Here is a 25143-nt window from a genome sequence, read left to right as displayed (position 1 = left end):
TGATGAAACAGAAGAGCAGCCAGCAGCTGAGGAAACGGAAGAGCAACTAGCACCTGATGAAACGGAAGAACAGCCTGCACCTGATGAAACAGAAGAGCCACCAGTAGCTGCGGAAACGGCAGAGCCACCAGCACCTGAGGAAAAAGGGGACCAACCAGCGGCTGAGGAAAAAGAAGTCCAACCAACAGCGAGAAAACATATCCCATTCAATGTTATTATGCTCAAGAATGATAAACAAAAGCTCGTTAATCAAATAAAGCCATATACAGCTCCAAAGGCGGAGGAAGTTGTTCTTCATGCAGAGAAAGAAATCGTCTCTGCCATTCAGGAGGCCGCACCAGCTGCAGAAATAGAAGAGGAGCTTGCCTATTATCAATTCCCAGCCAAAAGCCTGCTTTTGTCGCCAGTTCATAAGGAGGAATCTTCAGATTGGTTTATTGAACAGGAGGGGCTGTTAAACTCAACCTTAAAAAACTTCAATGTTCACGCTCATGTCGTTAATGTTACCCAAGGTCCTTCTGTTACTAGGTTTGAAGTGCAGCCTGAACCAGGTGTAAAGGTAAACAAAATTACAAATTTATCTGATGATATAAAGTTAAGCCTTGCAGCAAGGGATATCCGGATTGAAGCACCCATCCCGGGCAAGCATACAATTGGAATTGAAGTCCCAAACAAGAAGAGCAGACCTGTATTTATAAGCGAAATTATTAATAGTCCAGTGTTTCAGGACAGTAGTTCTCCATTAACAGCCGTTCTCGGACTGGACATAGCGGGCAATCCCATTGTCACAGATTTGCGTAAAATGCCGCATGGCCTAATTGCAGGGGCAACCGGGTCAGGAAAAAGTGTCTGCATTAATACGATTCTAGTCAGTCTTTTGTATAAAGCTACACCTGATGAGCTTAAGCTCATATTAATCGATCCGAAAATGGTCGAGCTCGCTCCATATAATCGCATTCCACATCTTGTGAGCCCAGTTATTACGGATGTCAAGGCGGCTACTGCAGCATTAAAATGGGCAGTGGAGGAAATGGAACGCCGATATGAGCTATTTGCACATACAGGTGTAAGGGATATAAGCCGCTTTAATGAGCTCGCTGAAGAGCATAAGCGATATTCAGATAAGCTCCCATACATGGTGATTATTATTGACGAGCTCGCTGATTTAATGATGATGTCTCCTGCGGATGTCGAGGAAGCGATCTGCCGGATTGCTCAGAAGGCAAGGGCCTGTGGAATTCATTTAATTATTGCTACACAAAGACCATCTGTTGATGTTATTACTGGGCTAATAAAAGCAAATGTTCCAACGAGAGTTGCTTTCTCTGTTTCCTCGCAAATTGACTCGCGAACGATTATTGATATTAGCGGAGCTGAAAAGCTGCTTGGACGTGGAGATATGCTCTTCTTAGAAAACGGGTCATCTAAACCTATTCGTCTCCAAGGCACGTATGTTTCTGATCAGGAAATTGATGATGTCGTTGCACATGTTAGAAGGGAACGCGATCCGGAATATTTATTTGAACAGGAAGAACTGCTGAAAAAGGCACAGATTACTGAGGAAGAAGACGAGTTGTTTTATGAAGCATGTGAATTTGTAATAGATCAAGGTGCTGCATCGACCTCCAGTCTGCAAAGAAGATTCAAAGTGGGCTATAATCGTGCTGCACGCCTAATCGACATGATGGAGAAACAGGGATTTATTTCGGAGACACGCGGAAGTAAGCCGAGAGAGGTTCTGATTACAGCCGAAGAGCTTGAATCACTTTTAGACTCTAGTACAATAAATTAATCCATGGTATTCTTTACTTGCATGTTAAAAATAATAATAATAAATATTATCTACAACCTAAGGATTACGAACAGTATGTGAGGAGCTTACGGATGAAGGAAATAGAACTTAAGGTAAAAGGGGAAATAAAACGTTTAACAAACCAGACTTTTAAATTTGATGAACGGATTAGAGATGGCTGGTTTTCTGCGGTGTACTTTTTAAAGACTAGAGAGATTGTGAATAAATATCATAAAGATATTATTGTAACGATGCAATTTTTTCAAAAAGAACATGCTGTTTTGTGTGGAACAGATGAAGTTATAGCACTTCTTAAAACATTTGCTGATAATCCAGACGAACTCGAAATATATTCATTAAAGGATGGCGACAAAATTGCGCCATTTGAAACAGTATTAACGATTACAGGGAAATATCAAAGCTTTGGATATTTAGAAGGAGTGATTGATGGGATACTCTCCCGTCGAACGTCAGTCGCTTCGCACGTGTATAATGTTGTTAAGGCAGCAAGTGTATCAGGAACTCAAAAGCCAGTGATCTTCATGGGCGACCGCGATGATCACTATACAACACAAGCTGGGGATGGCTATGCAGCTTATATTGGAGGATCTACTGCTCAAGCAACCCATGCCATGAATGAATGGTGGGGCAAACAAGGAATGGGCACGATGCCCCATGCTCTTATTCAGATGTTTAATGGAGATCTCGTTGCTGCAACAAAGGCATACCAGGAAACATTCCCGGAAGATGAGCTAGTATCTCTAGTCGATTATAACAATGACGCCATTACAGACTCCTTAAAGGTAGCAAGAGTCTTTGGTAAAGACCTGAAGGGTGTCCGAATTGATACTTCCCGCACGATGATTGATCAGTATTTCTTGAGAAATCAGCATGTATTAGGAACCTTTGATCCGCGAGGGGTGAATGCAGAATTAATTTTTGCGCTCAGAAAAGCACTAGATGATGAAGGTTTCGATCATGTGAAAATTGTCGTTAGCGGCGGCTTTAACGAGTCCCGAATTCTGGAATTTGAAGAGCAAGGTGTTCCAGTAGACATGTATGGGGTAGGAAGCAGCTTATTAAAGATTAATATTGGCTTTACAGGTGATAATGTTTTAATTAATGGAAAGCATGCGGCTAAGGCCGGAAGACGCTACCGTCCAAACCCGCGCCTAGAAAAGGTTGAATAGAAAAGAGTTGAAAAGCTCCATGACCATTGATGGCACATGGAGCTTATCAATGAAATACATTTACAGTTTTCTGGCTGGGATTTCATTACATAGTTTTTGAAAATAAATAGTGATATAATGTTTGAATATGATGAAATATAACGTAAAAAGAGATTTAAAAGCGAAGGTTTAATCACACATTTTAAATTTTTTGACTAAACATGTCCTAAATTAGGATATGCGCAAAACTAGATGAATGTCATATACTGTTTTACAGATATACGATGGTTGGAGGTTCTTTATATGACTATTTACCATTTCGTAGGTATTAAGGGGTCCGGAATGAGTGCCTTGGCGCAAGTGCTGCATGATATGAATTTTGAAGTACAAGGCTCAGACTATGAAAAACGCTTTTTTACACAACTGGCCCTCGAGCAATCTGGAATAAAGATCCTTCCCTTTCAAAAGGAAAATATAAAACCTGGAATGACCATTATTGCTGGAAATGCCTTCCCGGATACGCATGAAGAAATCGAAGAAGCAATGAATCTTGGACTGCCTGTTGTACGTTACCACCGGTTTCTTGGTGATTTTATGAAGGATTTTACAAGTGTTGCCGTTACAGGCGCTCATGGGAAAACTTCTACTACAGGCTTGCTTGCACACGTCATGAAAGGTGCAAAACCAACTTCATTCCTTATTGGCGATGGAACGGGAAACGGGGATGAGAATGCTGAGTACTTTGTTTTCGAAGCTTGTGAATATAGAAGGCATTTCTTATCATACTTCCCTGATTATGCCATCATGACGAATATTGATTTTGATCACCCTGATTACTTTGCTAATATTGAGGATGTATTTTCTGCATTCCAGGAAATGGCATGGCAAGTGAATAAGGGGATTTTCGCATGTGGTGATGACGAACAATTGCAGCGAATTCAAGCAAAGGTACCTGTCTTATTTTATGGATTTGGTGAAGAAAATGATTTTCAAGCACGGAATATTGTCAAATCAACAGAAGGAACAACCTTTGATGTATTTGTTAGAAATACATTTTATGAAACCTTCTCTATTCCGACGTTTGGAGACCATAATATCTTAAATTCATTGGCAGTTATTGCGTTATGCCATTATGAGGAAATGGATTCTGAAATTGTTCAAAACTACCTTAAAACCTTTAGCGGGGTTAAAAGAAGATTTACAGAAAAAAAGATTGGTTCACAAATAATCATTGATGATTATGCCCATCATCCAACAGAAATTAAAGCGACTGTTGATGCTGCGCGTCAAAAGTATCCTAATCGTGAAATCATTTGTGTTTTTCAGCCGCATACTTTTACGAGAACCCAGGCATTTCTAGAGGATTTTGCCGAAAGCCTGAATTTGGCTGACAAGGTTTATTTATGTGAAATCTTTGGTTCCGCAAGAGAAAACCACGGAAAATTATCAATTGAGGATTTGAAGGAAAAAATCCCTGGTGCCAACCTATTAATAGAAGAAAATACAGCTATTTTAAAAACACATGAAAATAGCGTACTTATTTTTATGGGTGCTGGAGATATTCAAAAGTTTCAAGAAGCTTACGAAAATCAATTATAAATGTAAAAAGATGCGGCTTCTTAAACCGCATCTTTTTTTATACTCATTTTAAATTCTCAGGGTTCAGTGCTTCTAATTCAGGGGTAACGAAGCGTCCATCTTTCCGAATTAAACGGTCATCGAAGTAGATGTCACCGCCGCCGTAATCAGGTCGCTGAATATTGACCATATCCCAATGGATATTGGACTGATTTCCATTGTATGCTTCGTCATAGCATTGGCCAGGGGTGAAATGGAAGCTTCCATCAATTTTTTCATCGAATAATATATCCTGCATTGGGTGCAGAATAAACGGATTTACACCAATGGCAAATTCTCCAATGTAGCGGGCACCTTCATCCGTGTCAAAAATTTTATTAATTCTGTCAGTGTCGTTTGCCTCTGCTTCTACTATTTTTCCATCCTTGAATGTTAGTTTTACATTCTCAAAGGTAAATCCATTAAACGGAGATGGAGTATTATATGTAATCACACCATTTACAGAATCACGGACAGGAGCTGTATAAACTTCTCCATCAGGAATGTTCATCTGACCGGAGCATTTGATGGCTGGGATATCTTTGATTGAGAAGGTCAGGTCTGTTCCAGGGCCAGTAATTTTCACTTTATCGGTTTTATTCATTAACTCAACAAGATTATCCATGGCTTTGTCCATTTTTCCATAATCGAGATTACAAACATTAAAATAGAAATCCTCAAAGCCTTCTGTGCTCATTTTCGCTAATTGAGCCATAGAGGATGTCGGATATCTCAAGACAACCCATTTTGTTTTCGGCACGCGAATTTCACGATGTACCTTTTTCCCGATCGTTGCTCCATGAATTTTCATTTTATCATCAGGAACATCTGAATGTTCATTGATGTTATTTCCTGAACGGAGTCCGATGTATGCATCCATTTGGCTCATAACATTTGCTTCAAAATCAGCTACTAGATTAAAATGATCTTCCTGTGCTCCTAAAAGGAGAGAGCGATCAACCTGATGATCTTTTAATAGAACAAATGGAAAACCGCCTGCAGCATAAGCTTCTTTAACAAGTGCGGTTACAAGCTCTCTTTGTAAACCAAAGTTTTCAATTAGAACTTTCTCTCCCTTTTGAAGACGAATAGAATAGTTAATTAAATTTTTTGCTAGTTTTTCAATACGAGGATCTTTCATCCTATATCCCTCCGATGTAAACAAATTCATATTAACAATCATATTGTATCCCAATTCGAACTTTTTGTTTATTAATATATTTTATCATTGGGCAATTATGTTAAAATGACCAATGTATAGATATGATGGAATACTAGCAGGAAATTGATCTATTAAATGGAATTCATTATAGATTAGGGGGTTTATGTTAATAGCAACTGGGGAAAAAGATAAATAGCTAGGACAAATGGAGGTCATCAAAGTGCAGATTATTTTATATTTAAGTATAGCAGTCATCGCCATTGCTTTTCTCGTTCTTGTCATTTACCTATCAAAAACACTTAAGTCTCTTCAAGTTACACTAGATAGTGTTTCGAAAACGTTAATAGGATTGGAGGGGCAGTTAGAAGGGGTAACAAGAGAAACAACGGCATTACTCGAAAAAACGAATGCGCTTGCAGAGGATATACAGCATAAATCAGAAAGTCTAGGCAGTGTTGTAAATGCAGTTAAGGAAGTAGGGGATTCTGTTCGAGGCTTCAATGGGTCCATCCAGAAGATTTCGCGCTCTATCGATAATCAACTAGAAGAAAATAAAGATAGAATTTCTCAAGTTGTTCAATGGAGTCAGATTATCATGGAGTTAAAGGACAAATGGAAAATGAGAAAACAAGCTCAATCCGATGAGGTTTCAGCTGACAAGCCTGTGCCTCAGAAAAGATGGATTAGAGAAAGAAATTTTTAGGAGGGATAAGGGTATGAGTAGTCAAGAGAGAAGCCAAAATGAACAAGGTCAATCAAAATCAGAGGAAAATATTAATACAAAGGATTTCTTAATAGGCGCACTAATTGGCGGAATGGTTGGTGCGGCTGCAGCACTTTTCCTTGCACCTAAATCTGGAAAGGAATTAAGAAATAATATTAATGAACAGGCTGTTGTTTTAAAAGAAAAAACAGGGCAATTACGTGAATCAGCTATGTCTAAGGGTACCCAGTTTGCTGGGGCCGCCAAGGAGAAATCAAATGTCCTTGCACAATCCGTATCCAAACAATCCATTGAATTGGTGAATAAGGTAAAAAGCATAAAGCCAATAGAAAATTTGACTGGCGGCGCTGAAGAAAATAAGACAGCAGTTAGCAATAAACAAGGCGCCAATAATGATGAAATACAGAAAAAGCTAGAAGAAACGAAAAAAGCTTTTGATGAAACGGAGCATAAATATAATCATTAATTTGGGGGAAAGTGATATGAAAAGGTTTAATGGAAATGAAGAATTTGAACAGGTTATGCAAGCTTCAGAGCAAGTAATGATCTTAAAGCATAGCTCTACATGTCCTATTAGTCAGGCTGCGTATGAAGAGTATGAGAGCTTTGCTAGTGAACATGAGAACCAGCAAATATATTATTTGGTTGTTCAAGAGGATCGCCCTTTATCTAACCACATTGCGGAGAAATATAATATTAAACACGAATCGCCTCAGGCACTGCTATTTAATAATGGCGAATTGGCCTGGCATACTTCTCATTGGAAAATTACCTATGATTCATTAACGAATGCAATAAAGGAACATAAATAAAAACATCCGTTTTCAGCGGACTCTGGTTCCGCTATCTGTGAAAATAACCCCATATTTGGGAAGTTTATGGACACACGTTCCTTTATTTGATGAAAAATCGTCATTTTCTCCTCTTTTTTATCAAATAAAGGATTCTGTGTCCTTTAAAATGTCCGCATCACTGATAGTACGGGTGCTAAGCCCAATAAAAAATGCGCAGAGTATTATATTCTCTGCGCATTTTTGTATTCAGTATCATTAGCTGTTTTCTTCAGCATTTTTATTACTAATTGTCATTTTATACTTTAAATTCGAACCCGTTACGGTTTTGGATGTTTTTATTTATTCAAAGCAGTTGTTTTAATGGGCCAAACAATTTTTAAATCGTCTCCGGGTTCAATTGTACTATGAAATCTGGCCTGTGCCCCATTAACTAGCAAGACAAAGTTTCCATTAGATTCTGCTGGTATATCAATATCCACATGGCCAAACAGATCCTGAAAAATAAATGGCTCGATTCTGCCTTGTTCAATTATTAAATGGTCCCCATCCTGGATTAAGTCGTCCTCCAGTAATGTAACTCCTTGCCTCTTCACTGTGGAGACAGGCTTTCTAAGGTTAATCTTCTTGTCATTAAAGGAGACTGGGATGTTTTGTGACAGCATGATTTGTTTAAGCTGGGCAAATTCACGTACAGAAATAGCCGCCTTTTTTTCAATAACAATATGATCTCCTTGTTCAAAACTATGATAGGATTTAATTTCCTTTCCGTTCCGGTATATTTTCCCAGAAAGGGGAGGAATAAAGGTTTCTTTTTCATTCAAATTAACTCGGAAAGGCCTAATTTCAGCAAGCAGTTCATGCAAATTAAGAGAAACTAGCATCTCTTCTACCGTTTCAGGAATTTTGCATATGATCGTATCACGATCTTCTACAAGCTTATCTGGTGAAGCTGCAGTCCCGTTACAGCTTAATGAAGCAGTAATGATATAGTGCTGCTCATTTATTTTGATTTGTTTCGATGGAATTTCATCGATTAGATCCTTTATGAGCACCTCTGCCTTTTGACCGTTCTTGCCTTTCTCAACAATGAGCTGATCTCCATTTTGGATGACGCTTTCTAATGAGCATGGGCTGTCATTGCATAGAATTAATGGAGCTTCTCCATGTCCGCCAGGAATTGTGATATTTTGTCCATTTAGATTCACTATCATGGCCAAACCTGGTTTTCCATATAATTTGTTCATCTTTATCCCAGCGGCAAGAAGACAGTCGCCAACAGTCAATTGTTTTACTTCAAATAATCGTACGGGCTGGTCATTTACATAAACAGTTTTGTATTGAACAGGGGATTTATGGGCAGCTATAGCAATTCCTATTGGCGTAACGAGCTCGGGTCCCTTTGTTATATGATCTGATAAAGTCAAAGATTGTATCGCATCAATACCTCTGATTGCGACCCTGTTTTCGGGGAGATTCAATTTTTCCGCCACCCGTTTTGGCAACTCAGGTGTTTGGCTCCCACCACCTACAAGCATCACTGCTTTTGGCGGCTGCTGGTTGTTTAAATCAAGTATTTCCTCACATATTGACATTGCTAGCTTATCTAATGCAGGAGAAATCCTTTGAACGATTTCATCCTTTTGGATCTCTGATTCAAATCCAAGTATGTCTGTAACCATAATCGAATCATGGCTAAGCAGTTCTCTTTTTGCCTTTTCTGCTAAAGGAAAATCCAAAAGGAGCTGATCACTGATCGCTTCTGTAATCTCATCCCCAGCTACCGGAACCATTCCATATGCAATAATTGTTCCAAGATCTGTAATCGCAATATCAGAGGTTCCTGCCCCAATATCCACTAAAGCCACATTTAACCGGCGCATAGATGGGGGAATTAGAACATTAATGGCCGCAATTGGCTCTAGTGTTAAAGCTTCCATTTCAAGTCCAGCACGATGAAGAGCTGATAGAAGGGATTCAACAACAACCTTAGGCAAAAAGGTAGCAATAATTTCGACAGAGGCTTCTTCCCCCTGCTGGTCTATTAAACTGCCGATTTCTTCTCCATCCAATCGATAATAAAGAACCGAATAACCGACACAATAATAGTACGTTTTGTTTGATTGATATTTCTCTGCTACTATTGCCTGTGCCTGCTGGACAGCACTTAATTCTAAATGAAGGATATCTTCTTTTTGAATTAATGGCTTGCCGTTAATATCAATGCTTACTTTAGCACGTTCTGTCTTTAAGGCACGGCCAGCAGCAGCGACACAGACCTTTTTTAGCGAACCATGTTTTATTTCCAGTTCTTCCTTAATTTCGGTAATAATTTTGGAGACTGCTAATACATCATGAATTTGTCCATCATGCATGGCACGTTCCGTATGTTCTTTGACAAGGATATCAACAACATGATATTTACCCTCAGTTTCATCTAAAATAATCCCATTCACAGAACGAGTGCCTATATCTAAAGCAAACAGCTTCTTTTGTTCAAGCAAGTTTACACACCTTCTTTGACTAATAAGAAAAAGTAAAATGAATGATAAAAGAAAACGCTTTATTACAGAAAAGCGTTTAATTATTAAAGAAATAATTAGTGACATGTCAGAAGATTTCATATATAATAATTCTAATTATTAAAAATGTACCACATATTTACGAGGCGATAAAGAAGAATGAGCAGAAACAAATGCGGAATAGAAAATAATCCTTTTGAAAATATTATTTATTCAGCATTAAAATTCGGATGAGAATGAATAAGTCATCCAATTTTCATTCATATCGGACTCAAAAACTAAATTTGAGAAGGGAAGGGACAGGAAATGAGTAATGAACTTAATCAGTTGAGAGATCGTGTAGATGAACTAAATCTACAGCTTCTTTCACTAATCAACGAAAGAGCGAAGTTGGTTCAGGAAATTGGAAAGGCGAAAGAAACACAAGGTGTTCACCGCTATGATCCTGTCCGTGAGCGCCATATGCTCAATTTAATAAAAGAGCATAATGACGGCCCTTTTGAAAATTCAACAATTGAACATATGTTCAAGGAGATTTTTAAGGCGGGATTAGAACTACAAGAGGATGATCATCGTAAAGCACTTCTTGTTTCAAGAAAGAAAAAGCCTGAAAATACGATTGTTGATTTAAAAGGAGTAAAGATTGGTGATGGAAATCAGCATTTAGTATTTGGCCCTTGTGCAGTTGAATCGTATGAGCAGGTTGCAACAGTTGCTGATGCTGTTAAGTCTAAGGGACTTAAGCTGCTTCGCGGTGGAGCCTATAAACCGAGAACATCCCCATATGATTTCCAAGGACTTGGACTGGAAGGTCTTAAAATCTTAAAAAGAGTTGCCGATGAATTCGATTTAGCTGTTATTAGTGAAATTGTTAGCCCTAATGATATTGAAACAGCTGTTAACTATATTGATGTTATTCAAATCGGTGCACGAAACATGCAGAATTTCGAGCTTTTAAAAGCTGCAGGTGCTGTCAATAAGCCAGTGCTACTAAAGCGCGGAATTGCGGCGACGATTGAAGAATTCATTAATGCCGCAGAGTACATTATGGCTCAGGGCAATGGACAAATCATTCTTTGCGAACGCGGAATTCGCACGTATGAGCGTGCTACTCGCAATACTCTTGATATTTCTGCTGTACCGATTTTAAAACAGGAAACGCACTTGCCTGTCTTAGTTGATGTAACACATTCAACAGGAAGACGTGATTTACTTCTTCCAGCAGCAAAAGCAGCATTAGCCATCGGAGCTGATGGAATTATGGCCGAAGTTCACCCAGATCCAGCTGTAGCTTTATCTGATAACGCTCAGCAAATGGATTTAAAGCAGTTTGATGAATTTATGAAAGAACTGAAATCTTCTGCTTTTGCAAGAGTATAATACGTGAGAAGCCTTCTGCTAATTGTCAGAAGGCTTTTTTATTTTAAATTGTAAAATTTATACGCTTGACATTGCGGCATTCCGAAGTCTGTCGTATGATTAGTTACATAAATATAGATTGTGTAGCCACTCACAAACATCGTGGTGACTAGGTAATGATTGCTTGTTGTAAACTAGTAATAAATAAGTAACTTTGCCAATTATTTAAGGAGTGATATAGATGAATGTAACCATTTATGATGTTGCAAGAGAGGCCAACGTTTCCATGGCAACGGTTTCCCGGGTAGTAAACGGAAATCCTAACGTAAAGCCCGCAACAAGAAAAAAAGTATCAGAAGTCATTGAAAGGCTAGGATATCGCCCAAACGCTGTTGCTCGCGGACTAGCTAGTAAAAAAACAACAACGGTTGGGGTAATTATTCCAGATATTTCAAATATCTTTTTTGCCGAGCTGGCTAGGGGAATTGAAGATATCGCCACAATGTATAAATATAATATTATTTTAAGTAATTCAGATCAAAATTTAGATAAGGAACTTCATTTAATTAATACAATGCTTGGAAAGCAAGTAGATGGAATTGTATTTATGGGTGGAAATATAACTGAGGAGCTAGTACAGGAATTTGAGAAGTCACCTGTGCCAATTGTGTTAGCGGGTTCAATAGAAGAAACAGAAAGAATTCCTTCCGTTAATATTGATTATGAGCAGGCAACATATGATGTAATTATTAATTTTATAAATAGAGGCCATAAAGATGTGGCTATTGTCATAGGACCATCCCATGATCCTATTAATAGTGTGAAAAAGCTTGAAGGCTACAAACGTGCCTTGGCTGAAAAAGGTCTGCCATTTAAGGAGGAATTAGTGGCAGAAGGTGATTACACATATGATTCAGGAATTGAAGCATTTGAAAAGCTACTTGAGGCTGAAACAAAACCAACCGCGATTTTTTCTTCTTCAGATGAAATGGCGCTTGGCCTTGTTCATGGCGCTGAGGATCGAGGTTTCAATGTTCCGGAGGATTTTGAAGTAATCAGCTCAGATAACACGAAATTGTCGTTAATGGTTCGCCCGCAGCTAACGACAATCGTACAGCCGCTCTATGATATTGGCGCAGTTGCGATGAGACTCTTAACGAAATATATGAACAAGGAAGAAGTAACAGATCATATCATCGTACTCCCTCACCGCATCGAAGAACGAAGCTCAACAAAATAATAAAATAGCCGAGTGGAAATGGTTATTTCCGATCCGGTATACAGTAAAGATGAGCTTGTTACAAAATAAAAGGACCCTGTTGGGTCCTTTTGCGATTAAATGCTTTTTTAACTTGTCTTTTTACTTTGGTTTCGTATCGGATATAAGGCCTTATCAAGTGTCTGTTTATTTTTTTCTGTAATTTCCATTTTTCTTGGAATTGGCTTGTACATGTCGCCGGGGTCATCCCAATGTATTGGAATCGGAACGGGTGAAGCATCCTTCCACTTATTCACCCACTCCGATGGCAAGTCTCCGGTACCAATTTGCTTGTTCGTCATTTCCAACCAAATTAAAGCCCATGCACGAGGGACTACCCGCCATATATCGTACCCACCTCCACCTACTGCAATCCATCTGCCATCACAGTATTCATGGGCTATTTCATGAGCTAGCTTCGGAATTTCGCGATAAATATTAATGGTTGATGAAAGATGTGTCAGTGGATCTAAATAATGCGAATCAGCACCGTTTTGTGTTAGGATCACATCCGGTTTAAAATACGCTGCAATTTCTTTTAAAGAAGTACGGTATATGTCTAGCCAGGAATCATCCTCCGTAAATGCATCAACAGGTATGTTAAAAGAATACCCATATCCCTTACCTTGACCACGTTCATTAACATTTCCTGTTCCTGGAAATAGGTATCGGCCAGTTTCATGAATAGAAAGTGTACATACGCTAGGATCATCATAAAATGACCATTGCACACCGTCACCATGATGGGCATCTGTATCGACATATAGAACTCGGGCTTTATATTTTTCCTGAATGTATTTAATAGCGACTGAGCTATCATTATAAATACAAAAGCCTGAAGCTTTTCCCCTAAAGCCATGGTGGAGGCCTCCCCCAAGGTGAAGTGCATGCTTAGAACGGCCGCTCATGACATGATCAACAGCTGTTAAAGTTCCTCCAACTAGGAGCGAGCTTGCTTCATGCATTTTAGGGAATACGGGAGTGTCTTCTGTGCCAAGCCCATAATTCTCAGCTATTTCTTGTGAAAGCTGGCCGCTCCCTGCCAGTTTGACCGCATTCACATAATTGGGGTCATGTATTAGCTCCAATTCGTCATCTGATGCTCTTCTTGGCGCAATGATCTGATGTTTCTCAATAGAATTTAAATGCATTAGTAAATCGAGTGTAAGTTTAATCCTTAATTGATTAAAAGGATGGTTCTCACTGAATTTATAGTTCAGCAAATCCTCTGAAAATACAAAAACAGAATCTTGAATCATGATGATTGCTCCGGATCATTAGGCCACAATACTTGATGACCAGCATCTTGTAAATCTTTAATGATGGAAAGTGGGTTCATTATTTGGACTCTTAAAACGATTATTTTATATTTTTCATCCCTCTTATCGGGATAAACTAACACACTTTGAATATTTGCTTTACGGTTTCGAATGACCGTTGTTATTTCGTAGAGCATTCCAGCTTTATTTGGTACTTTTACTTCTATTTGTGAGCCTAGCTGATGGGCACCTGTTAATTCAACTAATGTCCTTAGTAAATCAGTCTCTGTGACAATACCAACAAGCTTATCATCCTTTAATATTGGCAGACAGCCAATGCGGTGCTCGTAAAGAATCGCAGATACTTCCTCTACAAAATCGAGGGGATGTCCAGTGATAATATCTGTTTTCATAATCATTTTCAAAGGATTTTGTAAAAGCTCTTTAAATTTTTCTGTTTCAAAAAGGATGGAAGGAGTGGCATCACGTATGTCTCGGTCTGTTACTAATCCAATTAAGCGCTGATTTTCATCAATAATTGGCAGGTGGCGAATTTTCTTCTCATTCATTAGTTTAATGGCTTTTGCGATGCTATCATCTTTCGATAATGCCACAACTTCTGTCCACATGATTTCTTCGACAATCATTTCTATATCCCCCTATTTTGTCCAGCTCCAGCGCCTCCCCCCGGCGTACAGGACGTACTAGTGTCGACAATGCGACAGGACAAGGTAAGCTTCGTCAGCGACACATCGNNGTCGCGTTTTTGTCGACCTCGAGGTCATAAGCCAAGTCACTCAAAAAGGAAAGAACGCCTTTCCGAGTGACTTGGCTTATGCTTGTCGGACTTGCACAGGATGTGCTGACATCGACGTTCGCCACAGGACGTGGCGGTTTTTAGTCGATGTTCATCTTTTAAGGCGCTTGCGCTTTTCTATCAATACATAAAACGATTCATAAATCGGAGGCGGTCAAATTTCTGTACAGAGTCAAGGTCGACCCTTTTACCGATCTTCGCCATTAAACAGTTAGCTGGATGAGAACTGATTTCTGGATCATCTGTTGCATACCATTCCAGTCCGCCTGCATTCATCATTTTCTCCATGACCTTTCGATATTCCCATACATTTAATCCTGTGCCTTTTAAATCCCAGTGCCAATAATATTCTGTTGTAATAATAATATAATCTTCCATTGCATCATCCATCATTGACACCTTTAAAAGGCTTTTACCCGTACCGGTACCTCTAAATTTAGGAATTACTTCAATGGCCCCAAGCTCAATTAAATTTTCCATTTTTCCTTCTGACCATCGTTCGAGCGGATCAGGGTATACGTATGTAACATATCCGACAATTGTATCTCTGTACCTGGCAATAATAATTCTCCCTTCTGGCAGCCCGGCTATTTCGATTAGAGCCTTTTTTTGCTGCTCAGGTGGACGAAAAGCTACTAAGTCCTTATGAAACTCTAAGTCTGCTAATTTTTCAGGAGAAATAGGCCCTTCAATAATTAAATTTCCTTGCGGAGTTTTTAATTCTTTAGCATTATATGTTTTTCGATGTTCCATTTGTTTCACCGCCTAAGACAAATCATTATTAATTCTATTATACATAAAAATCATTCTTTTTAAGTGACTTGATTTTATTTTCTGTATTATTCGAAAACAATTTGTGACAGTTTTATTCACGATGAAGAAAGCTACTAAGTATATATTATATCTATTTGTCATTAGTAGTAAATTTTACTCATTTTTGTTTTCTGATAGTTAAATGGTTATGAAAATTATCCTATTGAATATTTTTAAAATTGAGAAAAGATAAAACCTATACTATAATAATAACAAACTTAAAACAGCATCAGCTCTCTCATTTACAAAGCGGATGCTTTGGGAGCCAAGCTGGAATGATCAGAGGGGGATATTGATATATGAAAGTGGAAGCCTTACAAGCAACTCAAGGAAATTATAATTTAAAGAATTATGAAGAAACATACAAACAATTCGATTGGGCAGATGGGGAGAAGGTATTCTCCTGGTATGATACAGGTCGAGTCAATATGGCTTATGAGGCTATTGACCGCCATGCAGAATCCATCCGAAAAAATAAAATAGCTCTGTATTTCCGTGAAGGCTTAAGAAATGAAAAATATACATTTAAGGAAATGAAGGAGCTTTCTAATAAAGCAGGTAATGTTTTAAAAACATACGGAGATGTTGAAAAAGGAGATCGCGTGTTTATTTTTATGCCGCGTTCACCTGAGCTTTATTTTGCTGCATTGGGTACGATTAAACTTGGTGCAATTGTCGGTCCGCTTTTTGAAGCATTTATGGAAGGGGCGGTTCGTGACCGTTTAGAGGACAGTGAAGCTAAGGTTCTTATTACGACACCTGAATTACTGAAGCGTGTCCCTGCCGATGAGCTTCCTGCTCTAAAAACTATTTTTCTAGTAGGAGAAGGAATTGAAGAGGAAGGGCCTTATATTGATTTTAATAAAAGATTAGCGGAAGCGAGCAACAAGCTTTCTATTGAATGGGTAGAACGAACAGATGGGTTGATCCTGCATTATACTTCCGGGTCTACTGGTAAACCAAAAGGGGTATTACATGTTCACAATGCTATGATTCAGCAATATCATACAGCAAGATGGGTTCTTGACATGCAGGAAGAAGATGTCTTCTGGTGTACGGCAGATCCGGGCTGGGTTACTGGAACCTCCTACGGGATGTTTGGGCCGTGGTTAACCGGAACGTCAAATTTAATAGTAGGCGGAAGATTTAATCCGGAATCCTGGTATAAAATGATTGAAGAGTATGGCGTATCAATCTGGTACAGTGCACCTACAGCATTTAGGATGCTAATGGGAGCTGGAGATGAGATTGTTAAGAAATTTGATTTAAGCAGCCTGCGCCATATTGTGAGTGTTGGAGAGCCTTTAAACCCTGAAGTAATAAAGTGGGGAATGAAGGTATTCCATTTAAGAGTCCATGATACTTGGTGGATGACTGAAACAGGAGCATTATTAATCTGCAACTATCCTTGCATGGAGATTAAACCTGGATCGATGGGCAAGCCTATACCAGGTGTTGTGGCTGCCATTGTTGATGACCAAGGAAATGAACTGCCTCCATATCGCATGGGCAACCTGGCCATTAAAAAAGGCTGGCCAGCTATGATGCATGCGATTTGGAATAATAAAGAGAAATATGAATCCTATTTCATGCCTGGAGACTGGTATGTTTCAGGTGATTCAGCATATATGGATGAAGATGGCTACTTATGGTTCCAAGGACGTGTGGATGATGTGATTATGACATCTGGTGAAAGAGTCGGTCCATTTGAAGTGGAGAGCAAGCTCCTTGAGCATCCTGCTGTAGCAGAAGCAGGTGTAATTGGTAAGCCGGACCCTGTCCGCGGTGAAATTATTAAAGCCTTCATTGCGCTGCTGGATGGCTATGAGGCATCTGATGAACTAGTTGAAGATATTCGTCAATTTGTGAAAAAAGGACTTGCAGCTCATGCTGCTCCACGCGAAATAGAATTCCGTGATAAACTTCCAAAAACAAGAAGCGGAAAAATTATGCGCCGTGTCTTAAAGGCTTGGGAACTAAACCTGCCAACCGGTGATCTTTCCACAATGGAAGATTAATAAACAAAAAGAAGAACCGTGCCATTTGCACGGTTCTTTTCTGTGAAAATCTATACTTCCTCTGTTGGCGGTGTTTCTGGATCATCTCCATTTCCATCGTCATCATTATCACCAGGAGGATCCTTTGGTTTTTCTTCTTTAGGTGCTGTTTCACCAGGCTGCCCAATTTGAATGATATTGGATGGAGCAGATTCTTTCCCTGCAATATCAACAGCTGTTACATAGAACTCTCCATTAGGTGCTTGGAATGAAAGAGTATTACTAGCGGAGATGCTGCTCACCTTTTTCACGCTTTCATCTGATTTTTGATAAACACGATAGCCAATTACATCATTTTCGGCATGCGCACCCCAAACAATGGTCGAGTTTGATCGGCTAATAGCTGGGGCATCTGGAGCCTTTCCATTTTCCTCTAATTTAGAATCAGCTGCTATAAGGCCTTTCCATCTATCTTTATTCGGAATTAACTGTGATGCATCCTTTATTGAAATACCATACTTATCCTCGAAAAACTTAGGACTAATCGCTACGCCTGAATGGATAAATTCATCTGGTGTGCTGTCTAAGGCTTCGTATCTATTAGTTCCGATAAGGACATACTTTCCATCTGCAAAGTTATTATCAGTCTGTGTAGGAAGGAACTTCGCATTATACCAGTCTGTCGCAACGAGACCTGCTTTAGAACAAGCATCAGAAGGGAGAAGACCAGATGCTGCGCAATAGGATCTGCGGACAATTCCACCAGGCATTTGGAATTGCTGATTTGTTGCCACCAGATCAGGAGCTGCGTCAAAGGCAGCATTCATAAGGTCCGCCCATAAATATACGTTACGGGGACCGTGATGGACTCCTTTATATCTAAGCTCTAATGATTTTGGAGTGTCATATCCATTCCAGACTCCAAAGCTAACTTTTGGATTAACAGCCACAAACCAGGAATCCTTTAAATCCTGACCTGTACCGGTTTTACCAGCCCAGTCTGAACTAAACTTTAACCGGCCTTTTAATGAAGTTGCTGTCCCTTGATTGATTACATCTCTCATCATATCAATGGTCAAATAAGCAGTTTGCGGGCTGAATACTTCAACTGGTTCCGCTTCATGCTGATAAATAGGTTTACCAGACTTATCTACGATTTTTTCAATCATGTAAGCATCCACAAAGTTTCCGCTATTTGCAAAAGTGCCAAAGGCATTTACATTCTCTTCAACTGTTACTCCATTCGTAATTCCGCCTAGAGCTAGTGAATTTGTTGAATAGTCACTTTCGATTAGTGAAGTAAAGCCCATTTTTTCTAAATATTGAGCCGGGCGCTTATCAATAATCGTTCGATAAGTCAGCATCGCAGGGACATTATAAGACATTGCTAGAGCATAGCGCGCAGAGACTAGACCACTGTATGTTTTATCATAGTTATTCGGGTAAGGTACGTTTGGTCGATGCGGGTCAAGAAAAACCTCGACATCGGGAATGACAGAACCTGGTGAAACTGCTCCCAACTCTAAAGCTGGTGCGTAAACAACTAACGGCTTCATTGTAGATCCGTTCGATCTAGTAGTATATGTCGCATGGTTTACCTGTGCAATACTATAATCTCTTCCACCAACAAAGGATAGGATTTTTCCAGTGCTGTTTTCGATGAGAATTGCACCTACCTGAACAGGCTCTACTACTTCTTTCTTTTCCTTCGTTTCAGGGTCTTCAACTATTTCAATCTTATCACTTCCGTATAGGGCAAAATTATCTTTTGCCACTTGCATTGCATCATAAATTCCCTTATGAATAGTTGTATGAATTTGGTAACCGTTTTGACGAAGATTACGATCTGCCAAAATTTTATATTCATTTTCCAGCTCTTTATCATTCTTCAAATCTTCATCCGTATAGCCATCTTCTTTGGCAAGGATGCCAGCCAAAATATCCTTTGCCCGTTTTTCTATCTCAAATGTTAAATATGGGTACTTTTCAACGGTACTTTCAACACGAGGGATAAAATCCTTCATAATATCATAGGCTAATGCTTCTTCATATTGCTTCTGTGTGAGCCTTCCGTCATCAAACATTCTGTTTAATACTGTTTTCATCCTTGTAAGACCTGGTTCAATGCCCTCAGGCTTCTTCAATTCCCCGCCTTGTGTATAGGGGGTATAGCCAAAGGGGCTTTGAGGAAGCCCAGCAATGAAAGCGGCCTGGGGTATATTTAATTCCTTTGCATTTACTCCAAATATTCCTTTAGCAGCTGCTTGAACACCGGCGATGTTTCTGCCAGATGAATTTCTGCCAAAGGTGGAGACATTTAAATAAGCTTCCAAAATTTCTTTCTTATCGAAAAACTTTTCTAAGCGCAGGGCAAGCAAAATTTCTTTCGCTTTCCTTTCAAAAGAAACTTCATTTGTTAACAGCTGATTTTTTATTAATTGCTGTGTGAGTGTACTTCCGCCCGTTTGAACAGACGAATTCGTTACTTCTTGAAACAGAGCACGCATAATTGCCTTAGGAACAACTCCATCATGCTCATAAAAATATTCATCCTCTGTTGCAATCACGGCATCTATTAAATATTGGGATACATTCTCAAGCTTTACTTCTTCCCTGTCTAAATCTGTTCGAAGCTTTCCGAGGTAAACATTTTCTGCAAAATATAAATCGGATGTCTCTTCATAGTTATAAATATCCTTTTTCATCTTTTCATAAGGACGAATTTTCTCATTCTTAACGAGTGAAGCAAAATACCCTGCTCCAACCCCACCGGCAAAGGAGCCAACCAAGACAATAATAATAATAAATAATAAAATAAGATTCCAAGCAACTTGAAAGGAGATACTAGCACCTTTTGCTGCTTTTTTATTGGTTAGCAGGGCTACCCACGACTTCCATTTATCTTTGTTATTTTGATTTTCCTTCATTCGCATCATTCCCCCTAAAATCACATACATTATAGCATAAACAGGCAATCCATTAGTTATCGGTTCGCTATTTTTCTAAATTTCCCTTTTTTCTTTCATCTGAGTATTTGACATTTATTATCTCATATGATAAAAATGCTTTATTATTAAAAAAATTTATATATGCTTTGATGGGAATAAGTAGTACTTCTATCTCTGTTTCAGAAAGCCGGCGGCTGCTGTGAGCCGGTACACATAGAAGGATGAATTACCTCCCTGAGCATTCACTGTCAACCTGAGCTATCAGTTATAGCAGTGAACGGAAGATCCGTTATCAGAAATGAGTGGAGGACAATTGTCCTCAATTTGGGTGGTACCGCGCAAAATTAATGCGTCCCTGCAATTATGCAGGGGCGTTTTTTGTTTTTTTGGTAATGGACGATATGAAGGGGTAACCAAAAAGGAGGAAGCAAACAATGAGCTTACTAGAAGATTTAAAGTGGAGAGGGATTATTTACCAACAAACAGATGAAGAAGGAATGAAGGACACCTTAAATAAGGAGAAAATCTCTTTATATTGCGGGATGGATCCAACAGGTGACAGTATGCATATTGGGCATTTGCTGCCATTTCTTACATTGAGGAGATTTCAAAATCATGGACATCGTCCGATTGTACTTGTCGGCGGAGCAACTGGCTTAATTGGTGATCCAAAAATGACTGAAGAAAGAACACTGCAAACAGTTGAAACTGTGCAGCATAACGTAGATTGTCTGACAAAACAATTAAAAATGATTTTTGATTTCGAAGGAGAAAACGGAGCGATCATGGTAAATAACTATGATTGGACTGCACCGATGAATATTATCACCTTCCTAAGAGACTATGGGAAGCACGTAGGTATCAATTATATGCTGGCAAAGGATACGATTGCGTCACGCTTAGAAACAGGGATATCTTTTACAGAGTTTACCTACACAATCCTTCAAGGAATGGATTTTAAACATTTATATGAAAATTACCAATGTAAGCTGCAAATTGGCGGAAGCGACCAATGGGGCAATATTACGACAGGTCTTGAACTCATTAGAAAAATGACAGGGGAAGGCTCGAAAGCATATGGCTTAACGATTCCACTTGTGACTAAGGCTGATGGAACAAAATTTGGTAAAACGGAAAGTGGCGCTGTGTGGCTAGATCCGGAAAAAACCTCACCATATGAGTTCTATCAATTCTGGATTAATGCTGCTGATGCTGATGTTGTTAAATACTTGAAATACTTTACTTTCCTTTCTAAAGAAGAAATTGAAGCACTAGAACAATCTGTTCAAGAAGAAGCACATCTTCGTAAAGCTCAAAAAGCTTTAGCCGAGGAAATGACTCGTCTCATACATGGGGAGGAAGCATTAAATCAGGCAATAAAAATTTCAGAGGCATTATTTAGCGGTGAAGTTAGCAATCTTTCCGGGTCAGAAATTAAACAAGGATTTAAGGATGTCCCATCGTACGAGCATACTTCTGGTGAGGAAATTGGCCTTGTTGATTTACTAGTGGATGCAAAAATCTCGCCATCTAAACGTCAAGCTAGGGAAGATGTGGCAAATGGAGCCGTTTCGATTAATGGTGAAAGAGTAACAGAAACAGACTATGTCCTTACGGTAAATGATCGCATCGAGAATGAATTTACCATCATTCGCCGCGGGAAGAAGAAATATTTCTTAATTAAATACTAATTCATTAAGTCATCAGCAATAAAGATTTAATAAAAGCCCTAGAAATTACAAAAGCATAATTTCTAGGGCTTATTAAATTCCGTATATTTTATAACTTAAATTTCATAACTAAGCCGTTTAGCTTTTCAGCCTGTTTTGCAAGTTCTTCTGAACTACTGGCAACTTCATCCATTGAACTGCTGATTTGCTGGGAGGAGGCAGAGGTTTGTTCTACACCTGCAGCTGACTCTTCAGAAATGGCTGCGATTTCGGAAATTGATCCGCTCATGATTTCACTATTCGCAGTGATTGCAGCTAGATTTTCAGTAACAGTGAGGATATTATTGGACATGTTTTTTATCGCCGCACTAATGCCTTCGAACGTCTCACTAGTAGTTTTAATTTGGCTAGTCCCTTGAACAACTTCTTCATATCCTGTTTGTAATGATTTAGTTACTATATTTGATTCATCCTGAATACCTGTTACGATGTTTGTAATATCAGAAATAGATGAAGATACCTGTTCTGCAAGCTTTTTTACTTCATTAGCTACGACTGCAAAACCTTTGCCATGTTCTCCAGCTCTTGCTGATTCAATAGCTGCATTTAAAGCTAATAAATTCGTCTGGTCGGCGATATCTTTTATGACAGAAACCAATTTAGAAATTTCTTGAGACTTGGTATCAAGGCCGTACACTTTTTGCATTGCATCCTGCATAATTTGATCAATCTTTGTCATTTGATTAAAGGAAGACTCCATTAGCTGGCTTCCTTTACCAGTCATTAACAATACCTCATTAGACGCCTGTAGAATAAGATCGCCATTTGCATCCGCTTCTTGAACTGTGGATGAAAAGGAGCCCATGATGGAGGATAGATTGCTTGCATTGGCAGCTTGTGATTCTGTGCCAGTTGCCAATTCCTGCATGGTAGTCGCAATTTGTTGAGATCCAGCGTTTACCTCATTGGCAGATTGCGTTAATTCTTCACTCTGACCTGCAATAGATTCAGAGACTAGGTTAATTTCACTTAATAATTGGCGAACATTATTATTCATTTCATTTGTAGAAGCTACTAGCTGGCCAACTTCGTCTTTAGAATTATTTTTTAACGGTTCGTGGCTCATATCACCGGTAGCAATGAGATTCATTCTTTCCATTACCTTTTTTATTGGGCCTGAAATCACATTGGAGGTTATTAGTGCTACTGCAATACTAACAACTACAGCCAAAAGAATGACAATCGTTATGTAAAGGACCGTTTTTTCTCCACTAGCTATAATTTCTGTCCCTTTTCTATTAATTGAATCTTGGCTATCGCTGGCTAATTTTTCATATCCAGCCATAAGTTCACGAACGGTTGTATCTGTTTTTGCAAGGTTTTGCCGTGCGATTTCGATATTTCCTTTTTCGTACTCTTCAAATACTTCTTTGGCCACATACTGTCTCCATTCAACAGTACGCTTAATAAGTTCATCAAACTCCTGAGATGCACCAATCTTTCTAACTATTTGCTCATAATGCTTCCCTTTCTCAGTATATTCGTTAAAGCGTTCTTTGTAGTCACCGCCATATAGGACATAGCCTCGTGCAGTTGATATTCTATTTGCCAAAGTACTAGACATTTGCTCGTTTGCAATTAATAATTGGATCTCGTGATCAACTATAAATTCTGTATCATTATTCGTTGTATTGATTTGATAAAAACTAAAACCTCCTAATAGTAACACGAGAAAAATCACTATTGAAAATCCAAACAATATTTTCGTTCTAATACTTTTAAAGCTTAATAAATTCTTCAATTATTTTCCTCAACTTTCAATATATTCATCTTTTTTAGACATAACTACATAAGGCTAAAGTGTCATTTACTAAAGCCGTTTCGGTTTTGATATATAGTAGCCCTGAAGTATAGGTACACCCAATTGTTTTGCGGCTAACAGGTCATTCTTTGTTTCAATGCCTTCTAGCACTAATTTTATTTCTTTGTTTGTGAATTCTAAAAAGAGAGAGACAAGTGCCTGTTTTTCGGTTGATACGGATAAGCCTTTTGATTTCGTATGATCCAGCTTTACAAAATCAGGCGAAATAATTTCGATCATTTTAAAAGAGTCTTTAGTAACCGGTAAATCGTCAAATGCAATTTGGAAGCCATTCGATTTTAAAAACAATAGACGGCTCATAAAAATTTGTTGTTCCCAAATATTTTTTTGGATAGCTTCCTCGTTTATTTCAAAAACGATCTGTCCTCTAATAGTAGGAAATAAAAGGAGCAATTTATTTATGAAACTTTCGAAATCATGATGGACGATTGTTGTGGGCAGAATATTTATAAACAATAAATGAGATTTTAAATAAAAGTTAGGGTATTGCATGACTGCATTCTTAATGCAATACGTGTCTAACTCAAATAAAACCCCGTTATTTCTGGCCTTTTCAATTACAATTAGAGGATTCATTCGTGGTGTAGTTCTCATTAAAGCTTCATGTGCAAAAATAGTATCATTGCTGCAATTCATAAGCGGCTGATATTCACTGTACAATAATTTTTCTTGCGTTATTGTTGTAATGGACCGAAAATCTATTTTACACCCTTCTTCCTACACAATATTAGCTTATTATTTAGGTAATTCCGTATTTATTACACCCATTCCATCTAATATAGCCTTTGCATCTTTGTTTAAATATTCGAGTATATCTGTTCGCAAAAGCAATTCTGCTTTATCCTTAATAATTAGCTTTAAGCCTCTAATACAAAATTAGTTGCATATGTATTGATAGCGATTAATGTTGCCATGTCTTGTCTGGAGATAGGCTGATTCCCTGAATCATGTCTTTCTATAAGGAATTTAAGTAAATCTCTTGCATTGCTTTTCAGTGAAATCCTATGTTTATCTAATACATTTAGATTTTCTTCAATAAGTTTTCGCGCTGCGACAAAGTCTAATTGCTCCATATATTTATTGATATCAGCAATTAAATTTTCAACCTTCATAAAAGCTCACCTCACTTTAAATTTTTTTCTGCCCTAAACAATAAAACACTAAGTAATAGGCTTTTTCTGATAGAAAATAAAAAAGGCTATTCCAAATAGAATAGCCAAAAATTTCATGGAAAATAAACAAGAATTTGGTAACCTGGCAATCATAGCAATAGGTATTTCCAACTACCTAAACCTTAGACCCAAGGGCTTTGCGTCCTATTCTTTCAAATAGTTTGCCTTTTACATATAGGGCTTCTTACTTA

At 38.5% G+C, this 25143-nt stretch carries 19 protein-coding genes, 1 riboswitch and 1 other annotated feature; of the genes, 10 read left to right on the top strand and 9 right to left on the bottom strand.

The annotated features are described in order from the left end of the window. Positions 1–217: 217 nt before the first annotated feature. The 3 genes from V7122_RS05605 to murC all read left to right on the top strand — a co-directional run bounded on the left by V7122_RS05605 (position 218) and on the right by murC (position 4560). The gene (locus V7122_RS05605; RefSeq protein WP_438824769.1) at positions 218–1792 is read left to right on the top strand and encodes a DNA translocase FtsK; all 1575 of its coding nucleotides are present in this window, start codon (positions 218–220) and stop codon (positions 1790–1792) included. A gap of 92 nt (positions 1793–1884) precedes the next feature. Next, entirely contained in the window at positions 1885–2982 is a 1098-nt protein-coding gene (locus V7122_RS05600; protein WP_335343830.1) for a nicotinate phosphoribosyltransferase, read from the top strand. Positions 2983–3264: 282 nt separating this feature from the next. Then, positions 3265–4560: a UDP-N-acetylmuramate--L-alanine ligase gene (gene murC, locus V7122_RS05595; protein ID WP_335353781.1), complete on the top strand. Its 1296-nt coding sequence runs from the start codon at positions 3265–3267 to the stop codon at positions 4558–4560. A 43-nt stretch (positions 4561–4603) separates the two neighbouring features. On the opposite strand, the gene V7122_RS05590 is transcribed toward murC, so the two are convergent. Next, the gene (locus tag V7122_RS05590) at positions 4604–5719 is read right to left on the bottom strand and encodes an aminopeptidase (protein ID WP_335526006.1); all 1116 of its coding nucleotides are present in this window, start codon (positions 5717–5719) and stop codon (positions 4604–4606) included. Between the two features lie 241 nt (positions 5720–5960). On the opposite strand from V7122_RS05590, the gene V7122_RS05585 reads away from it, so the two are divergent. The 3 genes from V7122_RS05585 to ytxJ are packed head-to-tail and all read left to right on the top strand — an operon-like array spanning position 5961 to position 7276. Beyond that, on the top strand, positions 5961–6443 hold the full coding sequence (locus V7122_RS05585) for a DUF948 domain-containing protein (protein WP_335486620.1): 483 nt from the start codon (positions 5961–5963) through the stop codon (positions 6441–6443). A gap of 13 nt (positions 6444–6456) precedes the next feature. After that, positions 6457–6930, top strand: coding sequence for a YtxH domain-containing protein (locus V7122_RS05580; RefSeq protein WP_335346002.1), 474 nt, complete (start codon positions 6457–6459; stop codon positions 6928–6930). A 16-nt stretch (positions 6931–6946) separates the two neighbouring features. Next, positions 6947–7276, top strand: a complete 330-nt coding sequence (ytxJ, locus tag V7122_RS05575; RefSeq protein WP_335526005.1) for a bacillithiol system redox-active protein YtxJ — start codon at positions 6947–6949, stop codon at positions 7274–7276. Between the two features lie 317 nt (positions 7277–7593). Here ytxJ and V7122_RS05570 read toward each other — a convergent pair whose 3' ends face one another. Then, positions 7594–9759: a cell division protein FtsA gene (locus tag V7122_RS05570; RefSeq protein WP_335526004.1), complete on the bottom strand. Its 2166-nt coding sequence runs from the start codon at positions 9757–9759 to the stop codon at positions 7594–7596. A gap of 324 nt (positions 9760–10083) precedes the next feature. On the opposite strand from V7122_RS05570, the gene V7122_RS05565 reads away from it, so the two are divergent. Together V7122_RS05565 and ccpA are read left to right on the top strand one after the other, a co-directional pair. Continuing rightward, on the top strand, positions 10084–11157 hold the full coding sequence (locus V7122_RS05565) for a bifunctional 3-deoxy-7-phosphoheptulonate synthase/chorismate mutase (protein ID WP_335486611.1): 1074 nt from the start codon (positions 10084–10086) through the stop codon (positions 11155–11157). A 220-nt stretch (positions 11158–11377) separates the two neighbouring features. After that, entirely contained in the window at positions 11378–12376 is a 999-nt protein-coding gene (gene ccpA / locus V7122_RS05560; RefSeq protein ID WP_335345998.1) for a catabolite control protein A, read from the top strand. A gap of 107 nt (positions 12377–12483) precedes the next feature. Here the strand turns inward: ccpA and V7122_RS05555 are convergent, their stop codons facing one another. The 3 genes from V7122_RS05555 to V7122_RS05545 form a co-directional block, all read right to left on the bottom strand. Beyond that, on the bottom strand, positions 12484–13653 hold the full coding sequence (locus V7122_RS05555) for an acetoin utilization protein AcuC (protein WP_335486607.1): 1170 nt from the start codon (positions 13651–13653) through the stop codon (positions 12484–12486). After that, entirely contained in the window at positions 13650–14300 is a 651-nt protein-coding gene (locus tag V7122_RS05550; protein WP_335526003.1) for an acetoin utilization AcuB family protein, read from the bottom strand. The genes V7122_RS05555 and V7122_RS05550 overlap by 4 nt, the downstream gene beginning before the upstream one ends. 290 nt (positions 14301–14590) lie before the next feature. Next, positions 14591–15223, bottom strand: a complete 633-nt coding sequence (locus V7122_RS05545) for a GNAT family N-acetyltransferase (protein WP_335345995.1) — start codon at positions 15221–15223, stop codon at positions 14591–14593. A gap of 359 nt (positions 15224–15582) precedes the next feature. Here V7122_RS05545 and acsA point away from each other — a divergent pair, with 359 nt between their 5' ends. After that, positions 15583–17301 (top strand): acetate--CoA ligase, encoded by a 1719-nt coding sequence (acsA, locus tag V7122_RS05540; protein WP_335526002.1) that lies wholly within the window; start codon positions 15583–15585, stop codon positions 17299–17301. A gap of 50 nt (positions 17302–17351) precedes the next feature. Here acsA and V7122_RS05535 read toward each other — a convergent pair whose 3' ends face one another. Beyond that, positions 17352–20207, bottom strand: coding sequence for a transglycosylase domain-containing protein (locus tag V7122_RS05535; protein ID WP_335526001.1), 2856 nt, complete (start codon positions 20205–20207; stop codon positions 17352–17354). Positions 20208–20365: 158 nt separating this feature from the next. After that, positions 20366–20588: a binding site (T-box leader), on the top strand. Positions 20589–20662: 74 nt separating this feature from the next. On the opposite strand from V7122_RS05535, the gene tyrS reads away from it, so the two are divergent. Beyond that, complete coding sequence (gene tyrS, locus V7122_RS05530) at positions 20663–21919, top strand: tyrosine--tRNA ligase (RefSeq protein ID WP_335526000.1); 1257 nt, start codon at positions 20663–20665, stop codon at positions 21917–21919. 88 nt (positions 21920–22007) lie between these two features. On the opposite strand, the gene V7122_RS05525 is transcribed toward tyrS, so the two are convergent. The 3 genes from V7122_RS05525 to V7122_RS05515 form a co-directional block, all read right to left on the bottom strand. Next, positions 22008–23699: a methyl-accepting chemotaxis protein gene (locus V7122_RS05525; protein WP_335354622.1), complete on the bottom strand. Its 1692-nt coding sequence runs from the start codon at positions 23697–23699 to the stop codon at positions 22008–22010. 69 nt (positions 23700–23768) lie between these two features. Next, the gene (locus tag V7122_RS05520; RefSeq protein WP_335354623.1) at positions 23769–24440 is read right to left on the bottom strand and encodes an EAL domain-containing protein; all 672 of its coding nucleotides are present in this window, start codon (positions 24438–24440) and stop codon (positions 23769–23771) included. A 197-nt stretch (positions 24441–24637) separates the two neighbouring features. Further along, positions 24638–24892 (bottom strand): hypothetical protein, encoded by a 255-nt coding sequence (locus V7122_RS05515; RefSeq protein ID WP_335354624.1) that lies wholly within the window; start codon positions 24890–24892, stop codon positions 24638–24640. Positions 24893–25025: 133 nt separating this feature from the next. Continuing rightward, positions 25026–25128, bottom strand: a riboswitch (cyclic di-GMP riboswitch). Between the last annotated feature and the right edge of the window lie 15 nt (positions 25129–25143).

Origin of the sequence: Bacillus sp. JJ1532 (assembly GCF_036965085.1) — a bacterium.
Taxonomy (GTDB): Bacteria; Bacillota; Bacilli; order Bacillales; family Cytobacillaceae; genus Cytobacillus.
The sequence above is the reverse complement of the archived record's forward strand: the minus strand, read 5'-3'. Positions and strand labels throughout refer to the sequence as shown.